Source organism: Paenibacillus phytohabitans (assembly GCF_013141775.1).
Taxonomy (GTDB): Bacteria; Bacillota; Bacilli; order Paenibacillales; family Paenibacillaceae; genus Paenibacillus_AQ; species Paenibacillus_AQ phytohabitans.
Window position 1 is genome coordinate 1 of record NZ_WHOB01000098.1, and the last position, 20,274, is coordinate 20,274.

The 20,274-nt window shown below is 52.2% G+C and carries 14 protein-coding genes, 10 tRNA genes and 1 riboswitch; of the genes, 19 read left to right on the forward strand and 5 right to left on the reverse strand.

Annotated elements, in window-relative coordinates:
• Positions 1-17: 17 nt before the first annotated feature.
• From GC101_RS35020 to GC101_RS35065, 10 genes are all read left to right on the forward strand, one after another.
• Positions 18-93 (forward strand) — tRNA-Phe (locus tag GC101_RS35020).
• 20 nt (positions 94-113) lie between these two features.
• Positions 114-189 (forward strand) — tRNA-Thr (locus tag GC101_RS35025).
• Positions 190-194: 5 nt separating this feature from the next.
• Positions 195-280 (forward strand) — tRNA-Tyr (locus GC101_RS35030).
• Positions 281-285: 5 nt separating this feature from the next.
• Positions 286-359, forward strand: a tRNA-Trp gene (locus tag GC101_RS35035).
• Between the two features lie 26 nt (positions 360-385).
• A tRNA-His gene (locus GC101_RS35040) sits at positions 386-461 on the forward strand.
• 49 nt (positions 462-510) lie between these two features.
• A tRNA-His gene (locus GC101_RS35045) sits at positions 511-586 on the forward strand.
• Between the two features lie 18 nt (positions 587-604).
• A tRNA-Gln gene (locus tag GC101_RS35050) sits at positions 605-679 on the forward strand.
• Between the two features lie 6 nt (positions 680-685).
• A tRNA-Gly gene (locus tag GC101_RS35055) sits at positions 686-760 on the forward strand.
• Positions 761-767: 7 nt separating this feature from the next.
• Positions 768-841 (forward strand) — tRNA-Cys (locus tag GC101_RS35060).
• Positions 842-870: 29 nt separating this feature from the next.
• Positions 871-949, forward strand: a tRNA-Leu gene (locus GC101_RS35065).
• Positions 950-1,102: 153 nt separating this feature from the next.
• On the opposite strand, the gene GC101_RS35070 is transcribed toward GC101_RS35065, so the two are convergent.
• Complete coding sequence (locus GC101_RS35070) at positions 1,103-2,023, reverse strand: aldo/keto reductase (RefSeq protein ID WP_171721051.1); 921 nt, start codon at positions 2,021-2,023, stop codon at positions 1,103-1,105.
• Between the two features lie 155 nt (positions 2,024-2,178).
• Between GC101_RS35070 and GC101_RS35075 the strand changes: the two genes are divergently transcribed.
• The 4 genes from GC101_RS35075 (at position 2,179) to lacZ (ending at position 8,664) form a co-directional block, all read left to right on the forward strand.
• Positions 2,179-2,559: a MerR family transcriptional regulator gene (locus GC101_RS35075; RefSeq protein WP_042139976.1), complete on the forward strand. Its 381-nt coding sequence runs from the start codon at positions 2,179-2,181 to the stop codon at positions 2,557-2,559.
• A 415-nt stretch (positions 2,560-2,974) separates the two neighbouring features.
• Positions 2,975-3,078, forward strand: a riboswitch (purine riboswitch).
• Between the two features lie 160 nt (positions 3,079-3,238).
• Positions 3,239-4,651 (forward strand): allantoinase AllB, encoded by a 1,413-nt coding sequence (allB, locus tag GC101_RS35080; RefSeq protein ID WP_171721052.1) that lies wholly within the window; start codon positions 3,239-3,241, stop codon positions 4,649-4,651.
• 19 nt (positions 4,652-4,670) lie between these two features.
• Entirely contained in the window at positions 4,671-5,231 is a 561-nt protein-coding gene (locus tag GC101_RS35085) for a cysteine hydrolase family protein (RefSeq protein WP_076247773.1), read from the forward strand.
• Positions 5,232-5,595: 364 nt separating this feature from the next.
• Positions 5,596-8,664 carry a beta-galactosidase, LacZ type gene (gene lacZ / locus GC101_RS35090; protein WP_171721053.1) on the forward strand — a complete coding sequence of 1,023 codons (3,069 nt, stop codon included), beginning with the start codon at positions 5,596-5,598 and terminating at the stop codon, positions 8,662-8,664.
• 129 nt (positions 8,665-8,793) lie between these two features.
• Here the strand turns inward: lacZ and GC101_RS35095 are convergent, their stop codons facing one another.
• A complete protein-coding gene (locus tag GC101_RS35095) occupies positions 8,794-9,675 on the reverse strand; it encodes a helix-turn-helix transcriptional regulator (protein WP_171721054.1) in 882 nt (293 codons plus the stop codon).
• A gap of 165 nt (positions 9,676-9,840) precedes the next feature.
• On the opposite strand from GC101_RS35095, the gene GC101_RS35100 reads away from it, so the two are divergent.
• From GC101_RS35100 to GC101_RS35120, 5 genes are all read left to right on the forward strand, one after another.
• Positions 9,841-11,238: an MATE family efflux transporter gene (locus GC101_RS35100; RefSeq protein WP_171721055.1), complete on the forward strand. Its 1,398-nt coding sequence runs from the start codon at positions 9,841-9,843 to the stop codon at positions 11,236-11,238.
• 453 nt (positions 11,239-11,691) lie between these two features.
• On the forward strand, positions 11,692-12,558 hold the full coding sequence (locus GC101_RS35105; RefSeq protein ID WP_425497176.1) for an ABC transporter permease: 867 nt from the start codon (positions 11,692-11,694) through the stop codon (positions 12,556-12,558).
• Positions 12,559-12,573: 15 nt separating this feature from the next.
• Positions 12,574-13,467, forward strand: coding sequence for a carbohydrate ABC transporter permease (locus GC101_RS35110; RefSeq protein WP_171721056.1), 894 nt, complete (start codon positions 12,574-12,576; stop codon positions 13,465-13,467).
• Between the two features lie 160 nt (positions 13,468-13,627).
• Complete coding sequence (locus GC101_RS35115; RefSeq protein ID WP_425497177.1) at positions 13,628-15,184, forward strand: extracellular solute-binding protein; 1,557 nt, start codon at positions 13,628-13,630, stop codon at positions 15,182-15,184.
• 1,098 nt (positions 15,185-16,282) lie between these two features.
• Positions 16,283-16,450, forward strand: coding sequence for a hypothetical protein (locus GC101_RS35120; RefSeq protein WP_171721057.1), 168 nt, complete (start codon positions 16,283-16,285; stop codon positions 16,448-16,450).
• 32 nt (positions 16,451-16,482) lie between these two features.
• Here GC101_RS35120 and GC101_RS35125 read toward each other — a convergent pair whose 3' ends face one another.
• From GC101_RS35125 to GC101_RS35135, 3 genes are all read right to left on the reverse strand, one after another.
• Positions 16,483-18,714 (reverse strand): AraC family transcriptional regulator, encoded by a 2,232-nt coding sequence (locus tag GC101_RS35125; protein WP_171721058.1) that lies wholly within the window; start codon positions 18,712-18,714, stop codon positions 16,483-16,485.
• Positions 18,715-18,897: 183 nt separating this feature from the next.
• The gene (locus GC101_RS35130; protein WP_171721059.1) at positions 18,898-19,548 is read right to left on the reverse strand and encodes a DUF1989 domain-containing protein; all 651 of its coding nucleotides are present in this window, start codon (positions 19,546-19,548) and stop codon (positions 18,898-18,900) included.
• A gap of 24 nt (positions 19,549-19,572) precedes the next feature.
• A complete protein-coding gene (locus tag GC101_RS35135; RefSeq protein ID WP_171721060.1) occupies positions 19,573-20,256 on the reverse strand; it encodes a cyclase family protein in 684 nt (227 codons plus the stop codon).
• Between the last annotated feature and the right edge of the window lie 18 nt (positions 20,257-20,274).

Here is a 20,274-nt window from a genome sequence, read left to right on the forward strand (position 1 = left end):
TTTATGAAGAAATGTTCGGCTCGGTAGCTCAGTCGGTAGAGCAAAGGACTGAAAATCCTTGTGTCGGGGGTTCGATTCCCTCCCGCGCCACCATATTTTTTACAACTTAATATGCCGGTGTAGCTCAATTGGTAGAGCAACTGACTTGTAATCAGTAGGTTGGGGGTTCAAGTCCTCTCGCCGGCACCATCCTCGGAGGCTTAGCGAAGTGGCCAAACGCATCAGACTGTAAATCTGCTCACGTACGTGTTCGGTGGTTCGAATCCATCAGCCTCCACCATTTTTAGGGGCATAGTTTAAAGGTAGAACAACGGTCTCCAAAACCGTTGGTGTGGGTTCAATTCCTGCTGCCCCTGCCAAGTAATATCCTATAAAATTTAATATGGCGATCGTGGCGAAGTGGTTAACGCACCGGATTGTGGTTCCGGCATTCGTGGGTTCGAGACCCATCGGTCGCCCCATTTATTTTATAAGAGTTATAAGGCATTGCAATTAAATAAGCTTCATATGGCGACTGTGGCGAAGGGGTTAACGCACCGGATTGTGGTTCCGGCATTCGTGGGTTCGAGACCCATCAGTCGCCCCATTTTATTAAATCAAATGTTGGGGATTAGCCAAGCGGTAAGGCAACGGACTTTGACTCCGTCATTCATAGGTTCGATTCCTATATCCCCAGCCATTATATGCGGACGTGGCTCAGCGGTAGAGCATCGCCTTGCCAAGGCGAGGGTCGCGGGTTCGATTCCCGTCGTCCGCTCCATTTTTTTGGTGCCATAGCCAAGTGGTAAGGCAAAGCTCTGCAAAAGCTTTATCCCCAGTTCAAATCTGGGTGGCACCTCCATTATCTTTTAGTACTAATTCTATGTATACGCCGGCGTGGCGGAATGGCAGACGCGCTCGACTCAAAATCGAGTGGGAAACCGTGGAGGTTCGAGTCCTCTCGCCGGTATAATTTATGAAACTAGTCCCTTAGGAGTCTGACTCCTGAGGGTTTTTTATATTTATACTCCATCTCAAATTAAGGATAAAACCCGCAACGAACTTAGATCCTCAAATTCGTTGCGGGTTTTAATATGTTTTATATGTTGATGCTAAGACCCACTTAAGGAAGCACATTACCCGCTGCGCGGTAGATCTCATACCATTCCTGGCGGCTGAGGGTTATATCGGAAGCTTTGGCGATATCGAGCAAGCGCGCTGTGTTGGTAGTGCCGACCACCGGCTGCATTTTGGCCGGATGTCTCAGCAGCCAGGCAATGGCGATAGCAGTATCGGCAACCCCTTTTTCCGCAGCCAGACGGTCAATGACTTCATTCACCTCCGGGAACTTCTCATTGCCGAGGAATACGCCTTCAAAGAAACCGTATTGGAACGGTGACCAAGGCTGGATCGTCATATCATGCAGGCGGCTATACTCCAGGATGCCTCCATCATGGACAACAGATCCGGAATTTGTCATATTGACGTTGATACCGGAATCGATCATGCCGGTGACCATTACGCTGAGCTGAAGCTGGTTGAACAGCAGGGGCTGTTTGACGTTCTTTTTCAGCAATTCAATCTGCAGGGGATTCTGGTTGCTGACGCCGAAGTGTTTCACCAGACCTCTGCTCTCCAGCTGATCAAAGGCTTCTGCTACTTCTTCAGGCTCCATAAGGGTGTCCGGGCGGTGCAGCAGCAGAACATCGACATAATCGGTCTTCAGGCGCTTCAGGCTGTTCTCTACCGAGCTTACAATATGCTCTTTGGAGAAGTCGAAGAAGCCATTACGGATCCCGCATTTGGTCTGAATCAGCAGTTGATCTCGCATGCCCGGACTTGCAGCCAGCACATCGCCGAATACCTCCTCAGCTTTACCGGCAGCATAAATGTCAGCGTGATCAAAAAAGTCTATGCCAGCCTCAAGGGCGCTGTGAATATGTACATCGGCCTCTTGTGGCGACAGATCTGCAATCCGCATACAGCCCAGGGAGATTTCAGCGACCTCCAGCGCACCATTAGCAACGTTAATTCTTTTTACCATTAATTATTCACTCCTTAAATGAAGGTACAGTGTTAAGCTTAGACCTTAGAGTTAGGTGTAAGTCAATAGATTTATAGAGCGGCTTTTCATAGAAACCAAATGGTGTTACCTTAAGAGATGAAACCGATACCAGCTGACAGAAGGGAGCTGCAATAATGGGATACAGCATCAAAACCATAGCACAAAAAAGCGGACTGAGCCAATATACGCTGCGTTACTACGAACGGGAGGGCGTATTGCCGGTTGTGGCAAGAGATGTTAACGGCAACCGGTGTTTTGACGATGAGGATCTGGAGTTAATTTCGTTAATCTGCTGTCTTAAGGATACAGGGATGGCGATTGCCGATATCAAGCAATTCATTGCGCTTTCGAAAGAAGGGGTAAGTGCTTTGCCCGATCAGCGCAGACTGCTGCAGGAGCATAAAGTGCATATTGATGAGAAGATTAAATTCTTTCAGAGCTTTGCGCAAAAGGTGGACCACAAAATCGCTTATTTTGCCTCCCTGGAGAATGAAGCGAAAGCAGCCAGACCCTAATCTTGAGCCGCAGGGTCGTATGATTATTGTCGCTGCAATTAAGGATTAGAAATGCTGCAGCCAGTACTTAAGCTTGTAGCGAAAACGGTATAAGAATGAGATGAATTATAAATAGAGTAAGGCCATACTGGGTTGAAATCCTTGCGGAGACCGGGTTCCCGGGTTTCCTTAAGTTGATTATACAGTAGATAAGAAGGGGAGCAGAAAGAGCGGAATATCCGGGAAAATGGAATGCAAAGTCCGTTAATGTTATGTTATATAACATATAAATTGACCGTTTTTTGACAAAGCGGTTTATAATCTTGACGGGAAGCCTCTTGATGATATGATAAAGGTACTTAAGGAAGCCGATTCCGGATATTGCGTTATAAAAGATTACATAATGCTGCCGGGCTGCTTGCTTATCAGATGGACTAATCAAATAAGCTCTTGCTCTTGTATAAGCTCAATAATTTGGTTTGAGCGTTTCGACCAGGCGACCGTAAATTGCCCCAGGCTACAGGAGGTATGTGATAGGAATTGCTTTTCACTGTGCGGAGGTATCCGGGTGAGGCAGTGTTTACTATTATGTGCCTTTTGTACCCTGGGTTTTTTGTTGTGTACAGAAGCGTGGAGCTGATCTTGCCTCGTCCGGCCAGAGTGGGGATTCAACCAAATTATAAAGAAGAGGTGTGTATTCATGGGTTATGAACTGATCATTAAAAATGCGAGCATTCCGCAAGGCGACAGACAAGTGCTGACGGACATTCTGGTGAACAAAGGCGTTATCGTAGGGTTCGCCAAGGATATTGACGCGGAAGCCGATACGATTATTGATGCACAGGGCAAATTGGTGCTGCCTGGAGTTATTGATTCGCATACCCACTTTAATGATCCGGGGTTCACACACCGTGAAGACTTCGTTACTGGAACCAGCAGTGCGGCGGCGGGCGGGGTAACGATGATTGTAGATATGCCTTGCTGTAGTGTGCCGTCCGTACGTTCGGTGGAGAACCTGCATAACAAGCTGAATGCACTGGAAGGTAAAGGAATCGTCGACTACGCCATGTGGGGCGGGATTACCGGCGAGGATGTACGCAATGATGTGCTGGATATTGTGAAGGAGCAGGCTGCTGAGGGCGTGGTTGCTTTTAAAGTATATATGACACCGTCTGTGCCATCCTATCCGCGTGTGACGGACCCTGAGATGCTCGAAGCCTTCTATGCTGTAGCTGAAACTGGAATGCCCATCGGAATTCACGCTGAGAACTATGCCATCTGCGATTACTATACCCAGAAGCTGAAAAAGGAAGGACGGATGGATTATCCGGCATGGGCTGAAGCGCGCAAGATTCTGGCGGAAAAAGCGGCGATCCAGCTGGGCATCAGCTTCTCGGAGGAATCGGGAGCCCGTCTGCATATCGTGCATATGAGTACGGCGGCAGGCAATCAGCTGATCAAGGAAGCGAAGCTTAAAGGGGTGAAGGTGACAGCGGAGTCCTGTCCGCACTACCTGACGCTGAATGCGGTGGATGCGATGACGGAGTTCGGGACTTTTGCCAAAATTGCACCTCCGCTGCGCCGTCCGGAAGATAATGAAGCGCTCTGGCAGGGGCTGGCGGACGGAACGATTGACTTCATGGCTACCGACCATGCCCCTTATGAGATTGCTACGGAAAAGGATGCACCGGGCATGGATGTCTGGACTTCCTTCCCGGGGATTCCGGGTGTAGAAACGCTGGTGCCGATCATGATTAGTGAAGGCTACAACAAAGGCAGACTCAGCTTGTCCCGCCTGGTGGAGCTACTGTGTACGAATCCGGCCATCCATTATGGCCTGTATCCGAAGAAAGGCGCGCTGGAAATCGGCACCGATGCCGACTTCACGATTGTCGATCTGGAGAAGGAATGGACGCTCGATAAAGATAAAATGCACTGCAAACCGAAATACACCCCGTTCCACGGAATGAAGCTGAAGGGCAAGGTGGATAAAACCATTGTCAGAGGCACACTGGTCTACGATGATGAGCTTGGTGTGGTCGGTAAACCGGGCTATGGCGAGTTCGTGAAACGGCAGACGATCAGCGAGCTTCCGCGTTTGCTGAAATACTAGGAGAAGGGGAGAGAACATAATGGCTAAACACGCGGTAGTAATTATTGATATGCTGAATGATTTCATCCATCCGGATGGAGCGCTGACTTGTCCGAACGGGACGGGAATCGTGCCTGCAATTCAGGAGCTGATCGAATTCAGCCACGAGAATGATATTCAGGTGATCTTCGTACAGGAGGCGCACCGGCAGAATGATGCTGACTTCAGGGTTAGGCCGGTTCATGCGATTAAGGGCACCTGGGGATCGGACTTCATAACCGAGCTGACTCCGCAGCCGGATAAAGGCGATTATATCGTGCAGAAAAGACGGCATAGTGCGTTCAGCTATACGGATATGGATCTTTTTCTCCGTGAGGAGGGGATTGATACGGTTGTAGTTACCGGGGTATGGACCAACGTCTGTGTCCGCTCTACGGCATCCGATGCGATGTACCACACTTACAAGGTCAAGTGTATCAGCGACTGCTGCGCCTCCAAGGATGAGGAGATGCATGTCTCCGGTCTGCGGGATATCGGGATTTTTGGAGAAGTGCTGACGCTGGCCGAGTATAAAGAGGTTAATGCTGTTGTTAAAGGCTAATAGGCTGAAAGACTGAAAGGCTAAACCTGTTACTATAAAAGCTCCATGCTGTACGGCGGTTGCCGCTCAGCTGGGGCTTTTTGCGTGAAAGCGGAGTGGAGGGTGTTCCTCTTAATATACAGATAAATAATCCAGTAAAAACGGTAAATATGCTATTCCATTTGCGGCTGCTAAAAGCTTAAGATGCAGTAAGAGGCCAGGGTCAAATGCCCCAAAGTCAGCTATGTGCACCTTAGTTGTGATCCTGCACTATGAACCTGCGAAGGTCTTGGGTAAAATGAAGCTGGAACTGCTGACGCAGACGGTAAGGGAATCATGGAAGAGAACAAAATTATTGTGAGAGAACATGAAGGAGGAAAATATAATGCCTAGCAACAAGCCGGGTCTGGAGTGGTTGAGCGATGTTTCGGTTTTTAAGGTGAACCGATTGGAAGCGCATTCGGACCATCGTTATTACAAGACCATGGAGGAAGCGGAGCGGCAAGCCCCGATGGAGCTGCGTCATTCCCTGAACGGAGACTGGAAATTCAGCTACGCGGTGAATGCGGCCAGCCGGATTCAGGATTTCTATAAGGCGGATTATAATACCAGAGGCTGGGGGGACATTCAGGTGCCCGGTCATATCCAGCTTCAGGGGTACGGTAAGCCGCAATATGCCAACACGATGTATCCCTGGGACGGGCTTGATGCTGTGCGGCCGCCGGCGATTCCGGAGGAGAGCAATACGGTGGGGAGTTATGTGAAATATTTTGAGGTTCCGGTGAATATGGAGAACGGGCCGGTCTTTATTTCTTTTCAGGGCGTAGAGGCGGCTTGTTATGTCTGGCTTAATGGACAATTCGTCGGCTACAGTGAAGACAGCTTCACACCTGCGGAGTTTGAGTTGGCCCCTTATTTGCAGGAGGGGGTGAACAAGCTGGCCGTTGAAGTCTATCAGCGCTGCACGGGCAGCTGGCTGGAGGATCAGGATTTCTGGCGGTTCTCGGGTATCTTCCGCGAGGTGTATCTGTATACGGTACCGAAGCTCCATGTACAGGATCTGCGGATTAACGCGGGGCTGGATGCTGCCTATCAGGAGGGAACGTTAACTGCTGAAGTTAGCATGGCAACGGCGGCAGACGCTTTTGTGAAAATCGGGTTGAAGGATGCGGCCGGTGCCGTTGTGGCGGAAACCGAGGGGCAGGTTGTGAAGGGAAAGGCAGCCTTTACCCTGGAGGCAGGTACGGTGTCGCTGTGGAGCGCAGAAAATCCGTATCTCTATAGCGTCTGTATCTCTGTATTCGATGGCCGCGGAGAACTGGTGGAGGCGATTGTGCAACGGGCGGGGTTCCGCGTGTTTGAACTGAAGGACAAGCTGATGCTGCTGAACGGCAAACGGATTATTTTCAAAGGAGTCAATCGTCACGAATTCAACAGCCGCAGAGGGCGGAACATCACCAGAGAGGACATGATTAAGGACATCATCATCCTGAAGCAGAATAATATCAATGCTGTGCGGACCTCACATTATCCGAATCAGACGCTCTGGTATGAGCTGTGCGATGAGTACGGTGTCTATGTGATTGACGAGATGAATCTGGAATCCCATGGCTCGTGGCAGAAGATGGGCGCGGTTGAGCCGTCCTGGAACATTCCCGGTGATAAACCGGAGTGGCAGGATATTGTTATGGACCGTGCAGTGTCGATGCTGGAGCGCGATAAGAACCATCCGTCCATCCTCATCTGGTCCTGCGGTAATGAATCGTATGCGGGTGAGGTGATTCTGAATGTGTCCCATTATTTCCGCAAAACCGATCCAGGGCGGCTGGTGCACTATGAAGGGGTATTCCATAACCGTAAATACAATGACACCAGTGACATGGAGAGCCGGATGTACGCCAAGCCTGCGGATATTGCCGAATACCTGGAGAGCCAGCCGGATAAGCCGTACATCAGCTGTGAATATATGCATGCCATGGGCAATTCAGTAGGGGGACTTCATAAGTACATCGAGCTGGAGAGCCGGTATCCGCAGTATCAGGGCGGTTTCATCTGGGATTATATCGACCAGGCGCTGGTGGCCAAAGACAGATACGGAGAGGAGTATCTGGCCTATGGCGGTGATTTTGACGACCGGCCGACGGATTACAGCTTCTGCGGCAACGGGATTGTCTTTGCCGACCGGACCGTGACCCCGAAGATGCAGGAGGTGAAGTTCCTCTACCAGAACATCCGGCTTGTACCGGAACGGGATGCAGTGAAGATCATCAACGGTAATCTGTTCGCGGGGACGGAAGGGCTGCGGCTGGAGTTCCGGCTGTACCGGGAAGGGCGGCAGATCTTCAAGGGGGAACAGGAGGTGGCGGTTGCGCCGCAGGCAGAGGCGCGGATTCCGCTTGCGCTGCCGGATGTGTCAGGAGCTGCGGGAGAGTACACGCTGGCGGTAAGCCTGTTGCTGAAGGAAGCGGAGCTGTGGGCAGAGGCGGGATTCGAGACGGCTTACGGAGAGTACGTCTTCCGGCTTGAAGCCGCTGAGGCTGCGGCGGAACTAGAGGACGCTATACTGCCTGAGGCTGGAGCGTTCAGGGTGATCGAGGGAGACGTGAACATTGGCGTAACCGGCCGCGGATTCGCTGCCCTGTTCTCCAAGCAGGCAGGTTCGCTGGTGTCGCTCTGCTACGGGGGGCGTGAGATGATTGCTACTCCGCCTGCTCCGCTGTTCTGGCGGGCAACCACAGATAATGATAAGGGCACTTCGCTTGCTTACCACGCAGGCGGCTGGTTCGCGGCCAGTCTTGCCCGCAGCTGCGTGGCGGTAAGGCTTGAGACCGGGAAGGACCGGGCCACGGTGACCTTTGACTATGCATTCAGCATCAGCCGGGAGCTGAAGACCCGAATTGAGTATACGGTCTACGCAGACGGCAAACTGCGGGTCCGTATGGTCTATACCGGAGCGGCCGGCTTGCCGGATGTGCCGGTTGTGGCCGTGTCCTTCCGGATGTCCGCCGATTATGGAGAGTCGGACTGGTATGCCCGCGGGCCGGAAGAGAATTACAGTGACCGCGCGTCTGGAGCGCGTCTGGGACGCTTCCGGCGTAAGGTGACGGAGCTGCCGTCACCTTATCTGGTGCCGCAGGAGTCCGGCAACCGTACCGGCGTACGCCAGGTACGCATTACGGACGAGCGCGGCCGCGGGCTGCAGATTCAGGCGGCTGCAGGAGAGCCGCTGGAATGTACGCTGTCGCCATACACAGCGTTCGAGCTGGAGCAGGCAGCGCATCCTTATGAGCTGCCCAAGGTGCACTACACGGTTGTCACCATTGCCGCGCAGCAAATGGGTGTCGGCGGTGATGACAGCTGGGGCGCGCCGGTACATCCGGAATACCGGATACCTGCTGACCAGCAGCTGGAGTGGGAGTTCTGGATGACTGCGGCGTTGCCGGAGACGGAGTAAGCATTAGTACAATAACCCTGCAAAGCGGGATTTTGGCTTCGATAATTACTCTGGTAATTTGCGGAGACCCCGAAATATATACAATAGTGAAACAGGCCATCAGCGGAGGAAACCGCTGATGGCCTGTTCTCATGAGAAGCGCTGGCGGTACTCCCGCGGTGACAGCCCCTCCAGCTTCATGAAGGTGGAGCTGAAGTAAGGCGCCTGGTTGAAGCCGACCTCTTCGGCAATCCGGGCGATAGGGAAGCTGGTCTGCATCAGCAGCAGCTTGCTCTGCTCGATCCGGTAACGGAGCAGATATTCCATCGGTGCACAGCCATACGCCTTGTTCATGCAGCGGGCAATATAGACCGGATGAAAGTTAAGGCTGTCTCCGAGCATCGCCGTAGTGATCTCTTCGCGGTAATGGGCGCGGAGGAAGGAGGCGGCCTGCTCAGCGCATACAGTGGACTGGGAGCTGTGCTGCTCCGGCTTCACGGAAGCGGCAAGCAGCTGCAGAATATCCTGGAAGAGAGTCTGCTGCCGGAAGCGGACCGATTCCAGGTGGGCAGTGGCTTGCAGCTGCCCCAGCTGGGCTAGCAGCTCTTCGATCTTGACCGGCTGCAGCAGAGTGACGAATTGCGACAACGCGAGGTTAAACGAGCTGATATTGAAGAACGAAGCGGGCAGGCCGCCCACCGGCTCATTCGGGCTGCCGGAATCAAGTGCGGAACCGGGCAGCGCAGGCCAGTCATGGAAGGTTTGAAAATGAAGCCAATAATAGGCTGTCTCCTCCCGGCAGCCCTCCGTTCCGAAGTGGTGGCAATCCGGACGAAGGATTAAGGCATCTCCTGCCTTTACCGTAAACCGCCGCTCCTCTTCACCGATGTACAGGCAGCCTTGCCGGACGACGAGCAGATCGAATACTTTGATATGCTGGCGGTTCGGATGCTGATAGCCGGGCGGGTAGTGATTGAAGCCGCTTGCAATATAATGCGGCAGGGGAGGAATACGGAATAGGAGCGGATTCATTAGAGTAGCCTCCTGCAGGATGGTTTGAATATTGAAAGTTTAGGTTTGAGATATGGTACATTTTCCAGAGTATATCATCTATAATTTATTCCGAGCAAGCTTGAATTGCAAGGCTTGATTACACAGGTTATAGCAGCCGCATATCGGCAGAGGAGGGTTTATTCCATGAAACCCATGGGTGGGAAGAGCGGACTGTGGATGCTGGCCTGGCCAATATTTATTGAAATATTTCTGCAAACGCTGCTCGGGACAGTGGACACGATCATGGTCAGCCGGATCTCTGATGATGCCGTTGCCGTTGTAGGCATTTCGAATCAGTTATTTGGCGCTTTGATTACACTGTTTACCACGTTCGCCGGAGGTGCAGGTATACTGATTGCGCAGCGGCTCGGCTCTGGCCGCAATGAAGAGGCGCGTACGATTGCGATTATGGGAGTTACCGTAAGCACTATCCTGGGGGTTGCCTTCAGTGTCAGCTTGTTTCTATATGCCGATCCGGTTGCCCGGATGCTTCATATTTCAAGAGAGCTGATTCCGCTATCTCATGTCTATCTCACTTATGTAGGCGGCGGATTGTTCATGGTTGGAATGACTGCCTCTCTAGGCTCTGCAATCCGCAATACAGGCAATACGCGCGGGCCGATGTATACGGGAGTGGCTGTGAATGTTATTCATATCCTGCTCAATTATATTCTGATCTTCGGCATGTTCGGCCTGCCGGAGATGGGACTAAGCGGCATTGCAGTCTCCACGATGATCAGCAGGCTGATCGGTGTGGCTGTACTGCTGTATATGTTCAGCAGCGCTTTTGAGCGCAGAATCAGGCTGCCGGATTTCCGGACCTTCCACCGCAAATTATTCGCGGAGATCGTCAGGATCAGCTGGCCGCTGGGACTGAACTCCTCCTCCTGGGTGCTGTCACAGCTGGTAATCTATTCTTTCCTTGCCATGCTGGGTGCCAAAGAGCTGGCTGCACGTACCTATCTGAACACGCTGGAGTCCTTCTGCTTCACGCTGGGTTACGCCATCGCCATGGCCGGGCAGATTCAGATTGCCTATCTCTTCGGTGCCAAGCAGACGCAGGAGGCCTATCGCGCAGCATACCGGACGCTGTACATAGGGCTGGCTATCGTCAGCGCCAATGTGCTGCTATTGTATTTGTTCGGCCGGTCGCTGCTCGGATTCTTCACTGCCGATCCGGAGATTGTCGCTATCGGCGTATCCCTGCTGGCGCTTAATCTGCTGCTGCAGCCGTGCAAAATGCTAAATATGGCTATGGGCAACTCGCTTAATGCGATTGGTGACACCCGCTATACCATGGTGGTCTCGATGATCTCCATGACGCTGATTGGCGTAGGCGGCTCCTACTGGCTCGGAATTTCGTCCGGCTGGGGACTGCTGGGTATCTACTGCTGCATGATTGCCGATGAAGCGGCAAGAGGAGGACTGGTGCTGCTGCGCTGGCGGAAACGGAAGGTGCTGAGTCAGGCTGAATCGCAGTTTGCCGGGCGCCAGCAGGGAGTTAGGGAGAAGCCGGGCGTGGCATGTTCGGTAGAGCTTTAAAAGTATATATGATGATATAAGCGCGGGAGTATGCATACCATTCCCCCGGATTCTTCTCCTGAAGGAGAGTAATCCGGGGGCTTATTTGCGTTCAAGCGTGGTTACTGCACAAAAGTATGAAATGTACACCCTGGGGTTGGCAATAAAATACAGGAAAAGCTGTAAGGTTCACTGTTCAGCTGCAGGAGGTATCTTCTATACTCAGGGCATCCATTGGACGAAGCCATAAGGGCCGCGAGGGGCAGAGGCTTCGGAGCCAGTGCCGCCAACTTAAATAGGTATAGGAGAGTGAAGGCTTTGAGACACCGTAAGCGCAAGTCGGGTATGCCACTCGCTATCCAGCTTCCACTGAAGGGAACAGGCGGGCTGTCCCCGCAGATAGAGTCCGGCACGCGGAAGAGAAGGAAGAAGGGATTTCTGCATGAGCTGATTCATAACCGGATTCTTTTTCTGATGCTGCTGCCGGCGCTGCTGTTCTTCCTGGTCAATTCGTATTTCCCGATGGTCGGCGTGTATTATGCGTTCACCCAATTTGATTTCAATTCCGGGTTGTTCGATGCTCCCTTCGTGGGTCTGAAGAACTTCGAGTTTCTCTGGAAATCGGGTACGCTGATCAAGCTGACGCTCAATACCATCGGCTACAATCTGGCCTTCATCCTGCTCGGCAACGTACTGGCGATTGTCTGTGCGATTCTGCTTAGCGAGCTGCGCCACAAATGGTTCAAGAAGCTGACCCAGTCGATTATGTTCCTGCCGTATTTTGTTTCTTTCGTTATTCTGAGCGTCATCGTCTACAACGTGTTCAATTATGACAGCGGTTTCTTGAACACCTTGCTGGCCCGGTTCGGAGCGGGACCTGTGGATGTCTATAATAAGCCGCTGGTCTGGATCTTCCTGATCATCCTGTTCTATCTGTGGAAAAATCTCGGCTACAGCATGGTCATCTACCTGGCGGCCATCACAGGGATCAGCGATGAGTACTATGAAGCGGCCAAAATTGACGGAGCTCATATTTTTCAGCGGATCTGGTATATTACGGTGCCGATGCTGAAGTCTACCTTCGTTGTGCTGCTGCTATTCTCACTCGGAAGCATTATGAAGGGGCAGTTTGACCTCTTTTACCAGCTGATCGGCAACAACGGGGTGCTGTATAACACAACAGATATTCTGGATACGTACGTCTTCCGCTCCCTGAAGGTGACCTTTGATATCGGCATGGCGACGGCGGCGGGTCTGTATCAATCCCTGTTCGGCTTCATCCTGATCATGACGGTGAACTACATTATCCGCAAAATCAATGATGATTACGCGTTGTTTTAGGAGGAGAGAAAGAGCATGCATATTAAAGACGATCACTATACCAGACTGCTGCAGGGGCTGGCGTACACGGTCATTATCATCGGCTCGCTGGCGTGTCTGATCCCGTTTCTGCTGATTATATCCGCCTCGCTGTCCTCCAATGAATCGATTATCAGGGACGGTTACCATCTGATTCCTGCGGAGTTCTCGCTGGAAGGGTATAAGACGGTGTTCACTTTTCCGGATGAGGTACTGCGCGCCTATGGCGTTACTCTGTTCACTACACTTACGGGGACGACGCTGGGGCTGTTCTTCATGACTATGGCTGGTTATGTGCTGGCCCGCAGGGATTTCAAATACCGCAATACGTTCTCGTTCTATATCTATTTCACCACGCTGTTCGGCGGGGGCCTCGTGCCCTGGTACATTATGATGACCAAATATCTGCATCTGACCGACTCGTATGGAGCCTTGATTCTGCCCGGGCTGATGACGCCGTTCCTGATTATTCTGATGAAGAACTTCATCCGTTCTGCTGTTCCTGAGGAGCTGTTCGAATCTGCCAAGATTGACGGGGCGGGTGATTTCAAAATATACTGGCGGATTGTGCTGCAGCTGTCGATGCCCGGCATTGCCACGGTTGGACTGTTTCTCGCGCTGACGTACTGGAACGACTGGTTCTCGTCTTCCCTGTTCATCAATGACACACATAAGTATCAGCTGCAGTTCCATCTGTACAATGTGATCAACTCGGCTTCCTTCATTGCGAATATGGGAGCGGGAACCGGGGTAAGCCTCGGGGCAGATCTGCCTACAGAGTCAACGAAAATGGCCATGGCCATCGTTGTCACCGGACCTATTCTGTTTCTGTACCCGTTCATACAGCGTTATTTCGTTAATGGCCTGACGATCGGCGCGGTAAAAGGTTAGAACCTTGTAGCGGCTCCGCGCTGTTCTTCGCGGCTGCTATTCGGCTAACATAGATATTGTGAGGAGCTGAACCAGGAAGCTGTACTATCAAACAACATTTTTGGGAGGGTTCATGATGAGCAAGAATGCACGGAAAAAACCGCTGGCTGTCCTGACAGCCATGCTGGCGGTCTCGCTGCTCGCTGCGGGATGCGGCGGCAGTAACGGCAACAATAAAGAGGCAGCGGGCAGCACGGATAGCGGTAAAAACAACACGGCTGCGGCAACGGAGGGCAGTACCACTGCTACGGCAGAACCCGGAATTGACACCTCCAAGAAAGTGGAGCTGCAGTTCTACATGCTTGGCGATGCGCCGAAGGATCTACCGGCGATTGAAGCCGAAGTCAACAAGATGGCGGCGGCGGAGCTTAACACAACGGTTAAATTCAACTATACGAGCTGGACGGACTGGGATCAGAAATACAAGCTGCTGCTCTCTTCGGGTCAAGCGATTGACCTGATCTTCACGGCGGACTGGACACAGTATGCTTCCTATGCGAAACGCGGCGCATTCCTGGCCCTCGATGATCAGCTGCCTAAGGCCGCGCCGGAGCTGCAGAAATTCGTTCCTGAGTCGATGTGGGAGGATGTTAAGGTAGACGGCAAAATCTATACAGTGCCTGCGACGTACAAAGAATACGTGACCAACGGCTTCGTCTGGCGGGAGGACCTGCGCAAGAAATACAATCTTCCCCAGCCTACGGATCTGGCCAGCTATGAGGCTTACATGGACGGAATCCGCCAGAATGAACCGGATATGATGCCGGCTTCCCTGAACAGCGATATCGGCAATAATCTCCATTACATTTATACCGAGCTGAATAAGATGGTCGGTGCGCTGCCATATGGGATGGGCGTGAAATACGAATCGCCTACTGAGGTGTACTCGTACTGGGGCTCCGATGAGCAAAAAGAAGAGCTGAAGGTCATGAAGCGCTGGCAGGAAAAAGGCTTCATTCCCAAGAATGTGCTGAATATCAAGGATACGATGCAGGACCCGATTACTTCCGGCAAGGCGGCGAGCATGTTCGGGGATAATCCGACGCGCTTTAATGATATGGTTATGAAGATCAGCACCACACATCCCGAATGGGAGCTGGGATATTATCCGTTCGGCAAGACAACGGGGTATGCGACTCCGGTGCATCCGGTTCACAATGGTTTTGCGATTCCGAAGAGCAGCAAGAATCCGGAACGGGCGCTCGCTTTCTATGAAAAGCTGGTGCTGGACAAACGCTATAACCAGCTGACCGAATATGGGATTGAAGGCAAGAACTATACTGTGGAAGACGGCTATTACAAGCTGCTGGGAACAAGCCAGACCAACGGCTTCACCCGGGAGGGCATGAACGGCTGGGCGTGGAGAAATCCGGAGTATATGCTGTTCGACAAGGGTTTTGACGGGGTGAAGGCAATCTTCGATGAACTCGACAAGATTCAGAAGCCGGATCTGTTCCTCGGCTTTGCAGAGGACTATTCTTCCTATCAGGCGGAAAAAGCGGCGCTGGAGCAGGTCGAGAAGCAATATCTGTTCCCGCTCGAAGCGGGATTGGTGGAGGATATCGACAAGGGGCTGGAGACCTTCATGCAGAAGGCCAAGCAGGCTGGACTCGAGAAGATCCAGGCGGAGTGGACGAAGCAGTGGAATGCTTATACTGCGGAGAAAGGTATTAAGTAGAGAGGGGCCCCGGAAGCCGCATGGCTTTTGGGGCTTTTTTATGGGCAGGTGGTTGGTGCGGGTGCAGGGGCGGGTACAAGTGCGAGGTGCAGAGCGGGTGCGAGTGCGAGGTGCAGGGCGGGTGCAGGTGCGAGTTGCAGGGACGGGTGCGAGTGCGAGGTGCAAGTGCGGGTGCTGGTGTAGGTGCAATGGAGGCGCATTGGGTGGACGCTCCGAAAACGGAATGATGTTCCGATCGCTGTTGTATCCGGATTTTATTTATTTTTACCTTAGCGGTGAAAATCCGTATACAAAGGCGACCGCTGCCGCTTCTCCACATTCATTCCGTCTTCTCCGCTGTTTAAGCAGTAGCTAGACCTGCATACAGCACTCGAAGAGCAAAAGCCACGTCAGACATCCGCTTCCGTGGCAGGGGAGGAGAGCAGAAAAGCCCGTCTCCGTGTACTTGGAGACGGGCTAAAGCGGAGGGAATATCTCCGTAGAGTTAGGGACGGCTTGGTGTTCCACCAAAGCGAGGGAGCAACCACCAAAGCGTGGGGATATCTAGCAAAATGGAGGGAGCACCTCCGTAGAGTTAGAGACTGGCTTGGTGTTCCACCAAAGCGATGGAGCATTCACCAAAGCAGGAGAATATCAAGCAAAATGGAGGGAGCACCTCCGTAGAGTAGTGACGGCTTGGTGTTCCACCAAAGCGAGGGAGTAACCACCAAAGCGTGCGAATATCTAGCAAAATGGAGGGAGCACCTCCGAGTAGTTAGAGGCGGGCTTGGTGTTCCACCAAAGCGAGGGAGCAACCACCAAAGCAGGAGAATATCCACCAAAGCGAGGGGCTTCTATGTGTACTGGAGACTAATCTTGCACAAAATACAACATTTCTGCTCAATATGCGCTAGCTAAGCGGGGATTGTTGTATGAAATGCAACATTTTGCCTCATTCTAGCGGCTAATCGCGAGGATTGTTGTATTTCCTACAACAATCCTTATAAATGCCCTGTATTGTTGGCTTAGAGTTGTAATACGTACAACATTTAGCTTGTCACAACCAATTTCAATGGGAACCTAACGGGAACAGGAATAGGAGCTGGAGCTGGAGTTGGATTGGGACTTGAGCTGGAGCTGGAGCGAGCTGGGACCGGAAATGGAACTGGCACTGAGCTGGAACTGAGACTGGAGTTGGATTGGAACTGGGACTTGAGCTGGAGCGAGCTGGAACTGAAACAGGAACAGGAACTTGCTACAGCAGAACAGCCGGAAATGCCAGCATAGCCGGCACTCCCAGAACATTAATGTGTCAACTATTAAGCATTCTTCGAACGCCGGTAATCCGTAGGCGTCGTTCCGAAGCTGCGCTTGAACATCCGGTGCAGATAAGAGCTGCTGGTGAAGCCGCAGCGCTCGGCAATGCTCGTTACCGGCAGGTCGGTGTTCTCCAGCAGGGCGCATACCTCGCGCATCCGCACCTCCAGAATGACATCGACGATGCTGTTCATGGTCTGCTGCTTGTAAAGGCGGCTGATATAGATCGGCGACATATCCAGCTCATCAGCAATCTGGTTGAGGCTTAGGTTCGGCTTCATGTAATTCTCGTTGATCTTGCTATTGATGAGGCAGATCAGATCATGCTGCTTGGAGTTTTTCTTCTCGTCCAGCTGTTCGCGCAATGCAGTGAAGAGAGCGGAGAAGGCTTCCTCCAGCTCGTCAATGGTCTCAATGGAATCCAGGCAAGGCAGCCCGCTGATTGCGTCATTTTGTAAACGGTTACGTTTCTGGACAGTACTCACGATCTCCCTGACCGTCACGCTGAGTCTGGATACCGTTAACTGCACCGTCTGAAAGGGAAAGGCTTCGGTCTCCCGGATAATGCTGCTGAACTGCCCGGCAGCGTCCTCCAGTTTACCGCTCAGTAGCGCATCGGTGAGCTTCTTCTCCTTGTCGGTAGGATAATGATACGTACTGGACTCAAGAGCACATATGTCCTGGGCGTTAATGATACAGCCATGTCCGTAGAACAGTCGGTGATTCGACGCTTCCCGGACCTGCTTGTAGAGCTGGTGCAGCTGGCCCGCGTTATGGTCAATATGACTGTAGGTGAGGGTAAGGCTTAGCTTCAGATAATCGGAGCAGGCCTGCTGGATCTGCCGGAGCAGCGCCTCAATCAGTCCGGTATCCGTATACTCCACGGGATCGATAATGTTCAGCAGCACAAGGATGCCGTCATCGTTCATATCCACAGTCTCGACCCGGTAGGTCTGGCCGCAAATTTCCGAAGCGATATTCATAATGGCAAACTTGGAGGCCAGCAGGTAGGAAGAGCGGGCTTCCCTGAACTCTTTGTAGTGATCAATCCGCAGCAGGATCAGGCGGAAGTCATCATTGAAGGTGAAGTGAATCCCGAGCTGACGCAGCTTCTCTACCTGCTGAATAGACTGCAACGGCTTGAGGCCGAGAATGAGATCGCGCAGTGTATTTTGCCGGATCATGAACATGCTGTCGCGTTTCTCCGTCTCGAGAATATTCATCTCGCTGACAATCCGGTCAATCGGCAGATACAGGCTTCTGGACATGATCCAGGAGAGGCCGATGCCGGCCACCAGAACAAGGGCTGCAATGAGCAGGGTGGTGTTGCGGATAGTATTCGTATGCTCAGTAATGTTGTCGTAGGGGGTAATCCGCACATACTGCCAGCTTAAGTCATCCGGTGCAGTATAAGAAATCAGCGAGTTCACGCCTCCGAAGGGCCCGATGAAATAACCTGCCTCCTGGCCTTTGATACGCTGTTCAATCCATCCGGCTTCCTCCGGGGAGAGCTCCTGCTGCTTCAGGCTGTTGCCGGACAGAAAAGCCCCCTGATCGTCCAGAATATAAGTGGCGCTGGCAGAATTAATAGGACTGGTGATTTCCTTATTGATCCAAGGTGCAGAGATGTTGACGATTACCGCAGAGTTGATGGCCCGGTCCCAGCCGATGGCATCCAGACACAAAAAAGTATAAGCACGAACCTGGTCATTCTCCCGCGCACCATTGGAATACACTCTGGGAATCGGTGTGAAGGCCTTGTAGTCCTGATAATGGCCCAGGATATCCAGAATAGGGGTGTCTACCAGCTCTTGCTCAGTAAATACACCGTTCTGCCCGTGGGAAGAGGCGATATACAGCTGTCCGCTTTTGGGATTATAGACATAGATAGACTCAATATAAGGCATGGAGCTCAAGTAATTGCCCAGCTCGGACATGGCTGCCGTGACATCATAGATATCGGGCTTGTCGTAGAAAACAATTTTGGAGATCGTACTGTTGCGGTAAATTTGAAAAGAAAGCGATTGCGCAGCATCGGTCATATTAACGACTTCCCTGCTGGTCTGCGTGAGGTTGCCGAGGTCGGACTGGAAGGCCTGCTTTTTTTCCACACCGATATAGTAATTGTAATAGATGATGGTGGAGACAAGAAAAGTTAAGGAGACGCAAAGCGTAATACTGACTAATAACCTGCTGTACAATGCTCTTCGATTGCCGAGTTTGTGCAGTCCCATAAACAGCCCCCTGATTCACTGTGTACTCTGGCGATACCGGCCTGATCTATATTGTTCATAGTACAATTATAAGCTGCATACCATGAACGGGACAGTAAAGCAAGGTTACAACAGTGAACAGGATGGAGAATCGGGCAGTGAACAAATGCAAGATTTGTGTACAAAAGCTACCATAGTGCAGTTTTAACGATACGGTATATCCCGGTAAAGCGGGGGTACAGCCGGAGCTGGTTCAGTAATCTGCATCATCAGCGGGGTTACCTTGAAGCCGTTGACCGGGGCCAGATCCTGCGAGCAGGAGGAGAGGGCGACGATCACATCGGTCAGTGCCAGGAGCGCGACATAATCGCCGGGCCGGGAGAGCGGCTCTTCAATGACGTAGTCGAGATTCCCGTCCAGCGCATTGTTCATGAACCAGTTGATGGGATCAGGCAGCTCTTTGTGACCCAGCTGATATTTGTGCAGCGCCTTCTGCAGATTGTCATGGCAGTTCGGATGCTCCTCCAGCCCGAAGTCGATCTTATAGCGGTAATAGTCGCATGCCGGAAAAAAGAAATCATGTTTCCCCACCGTATCCTTCGTCAGCTGCATAAGCGGTCTGCGGCGGTTGCTGTAGAGGCCGTCGCCGGGCTTGAGCCGGATACTGCTGAGCGAGGACCTCATATGTACGGGGGAGACATGCTCGTCAGGGTCTTCGGCATTGAAGCAGACGAAATCACCCACCTGCTTGCCCTCGGTATCGATGATGTAGAGCGTCTGTCCTCGGCGGACCCGCGCGCTTCTTCCCTCATAGGCCGGTACCAGGATTTCTTCAATTACCTTGTCTGTGGTCACGGTACAATCACCTGCCTCATCTGTTTATTCTATGAATACTGCGACGGCACGGATGGGGGAGCCGGTGCCTCGGCGGATCCGGAGCGGAAGTCCGAAATACAGGAAGCGCTTCTGGGCGATCAGATGCAGATTGCACAGATTCTCGGTATTGGTCATCCGGTACTCCCGGCAGATCAGGTGGCCGGAAAATAGCGGGTCCAGCGGGTTATCAATAGAAGGCGCATCAATGCCGATGTTAATGATCCCCTGCTTCGCCAGCCACCCGGCCGCTTCATAATCCAGGCCAGTATAGCGGCTCAGCCATTCTTCAGTGCCGTAGGCACGGTTATAATGTCCAGTGTACAGCAGGACGATATCGCCTTTATCCAGATGGAGATGGTCTTTGCGCAGCGCCTGTTCCAGATCAGGCCGGGTAATGTAGGCGTCCGGTGAAATATGGGAGAGGTCCAGGCAGACAGCCGGTCCGTAAAAATACTCCAGCGGCATCTCATCAATCGTCGGCCCGTGCGGATCATATTCGTAAATCGCATCGCTGTGGGTCGGGCCGTGCTCGTTAATCAGGAGGTTGTTCGTGGCAAACTCGAAGCCGAGCTTGTTCTTACTCTCTTCATGGCTCATATTGGGGAAGATCATCGTCTTCTGATGCGGCGGAAAAACCGGCATTCCCTGATAGATTTCCTGCGAGAGATCAATCACTTGAATCCCCATGTAGCGTACTCCTTTCAT

Coding starts and splice junctions, on each gene's coding strand:
- lacZ (WP_171721053.1), top strand. CDS start 5,596: ATGCCTAGCAACAAGCCGGGTCTGGAGTGGTTGAGCGATGTTTCGGTT.
- GC101_RS35095 (WP_171721054.1), bottom strand. CDS start 9,675: ATGAATCCGCTCCTATTCCGTATTCCTCCCCTGCCGCATTATATTGCA.
- GC101_RS35125 (WP_171721058.1), bottom strand. CDS start 18,714: ATGGGACTGCACAAACTCGGCAATCGAAGAGCATTGTACAGCAGGTTA.
- GC101_RS35115 (WP_425497177.1), top strand. CDS start 13,628: ATGCTGGCGGTCTCGCTGCTCGCTGCGGGATGCGGCGGCAGTAACGGC.
- allB (WP_171721052.1), top strand. CDS start 3,239: ATGGGTTATGAACTGATCATTAAAAATGCGAGCATTCCGCAAGGCGAC.
- GC101_RS35105 (WP_425497176.1), top strand. CDS start 11,692: ATGCTGCTGCCGGCGCTGCTGTTCTTCCTGGTCAATTCGTATTTCCCG.
- GC101_RS35070 (WP_171721051.1), bottom strand. CDS start 2,023: ATGGTAAAAAGAATTAACGTTGCTAATGGTGCGCTGGAGGTCGCTGAA.
- GC101_RS35075 (WP_042139976.1), top strand. CDS start 2,179: ATGGGATACAGCATCAAAACCATAGCACAAAAAAGCGGACTGAGCCAA.
- GC101_RS35110 (WP_171721056.1), top strand. CDS start 12,574: ATGCATATTAAAGACGATCACTATACCAGACTGCTGCAGGGGCTGGCG.
- GC101_RS35135 (WP_171721060.1), bottom strand. CDS start 20,256: ATGGGGATTCAAGTGATTGATCTCTCGCAGGAAATCTATCAGGGAATG.
- GC101_RS35085 (WP_076247773.1), top strand. CDS start 4,671: ATGGCTAAACACGCGGTAGTAATTATTGATATGCTGAATGATTTCATC.
- GC101_RS35100 (WP_171721055.1), top strand. CDS start 9,841: ATGAAACCCATGGGTGGGAAGAGCGGACTGTGGATGCTGGCCTGGCCA.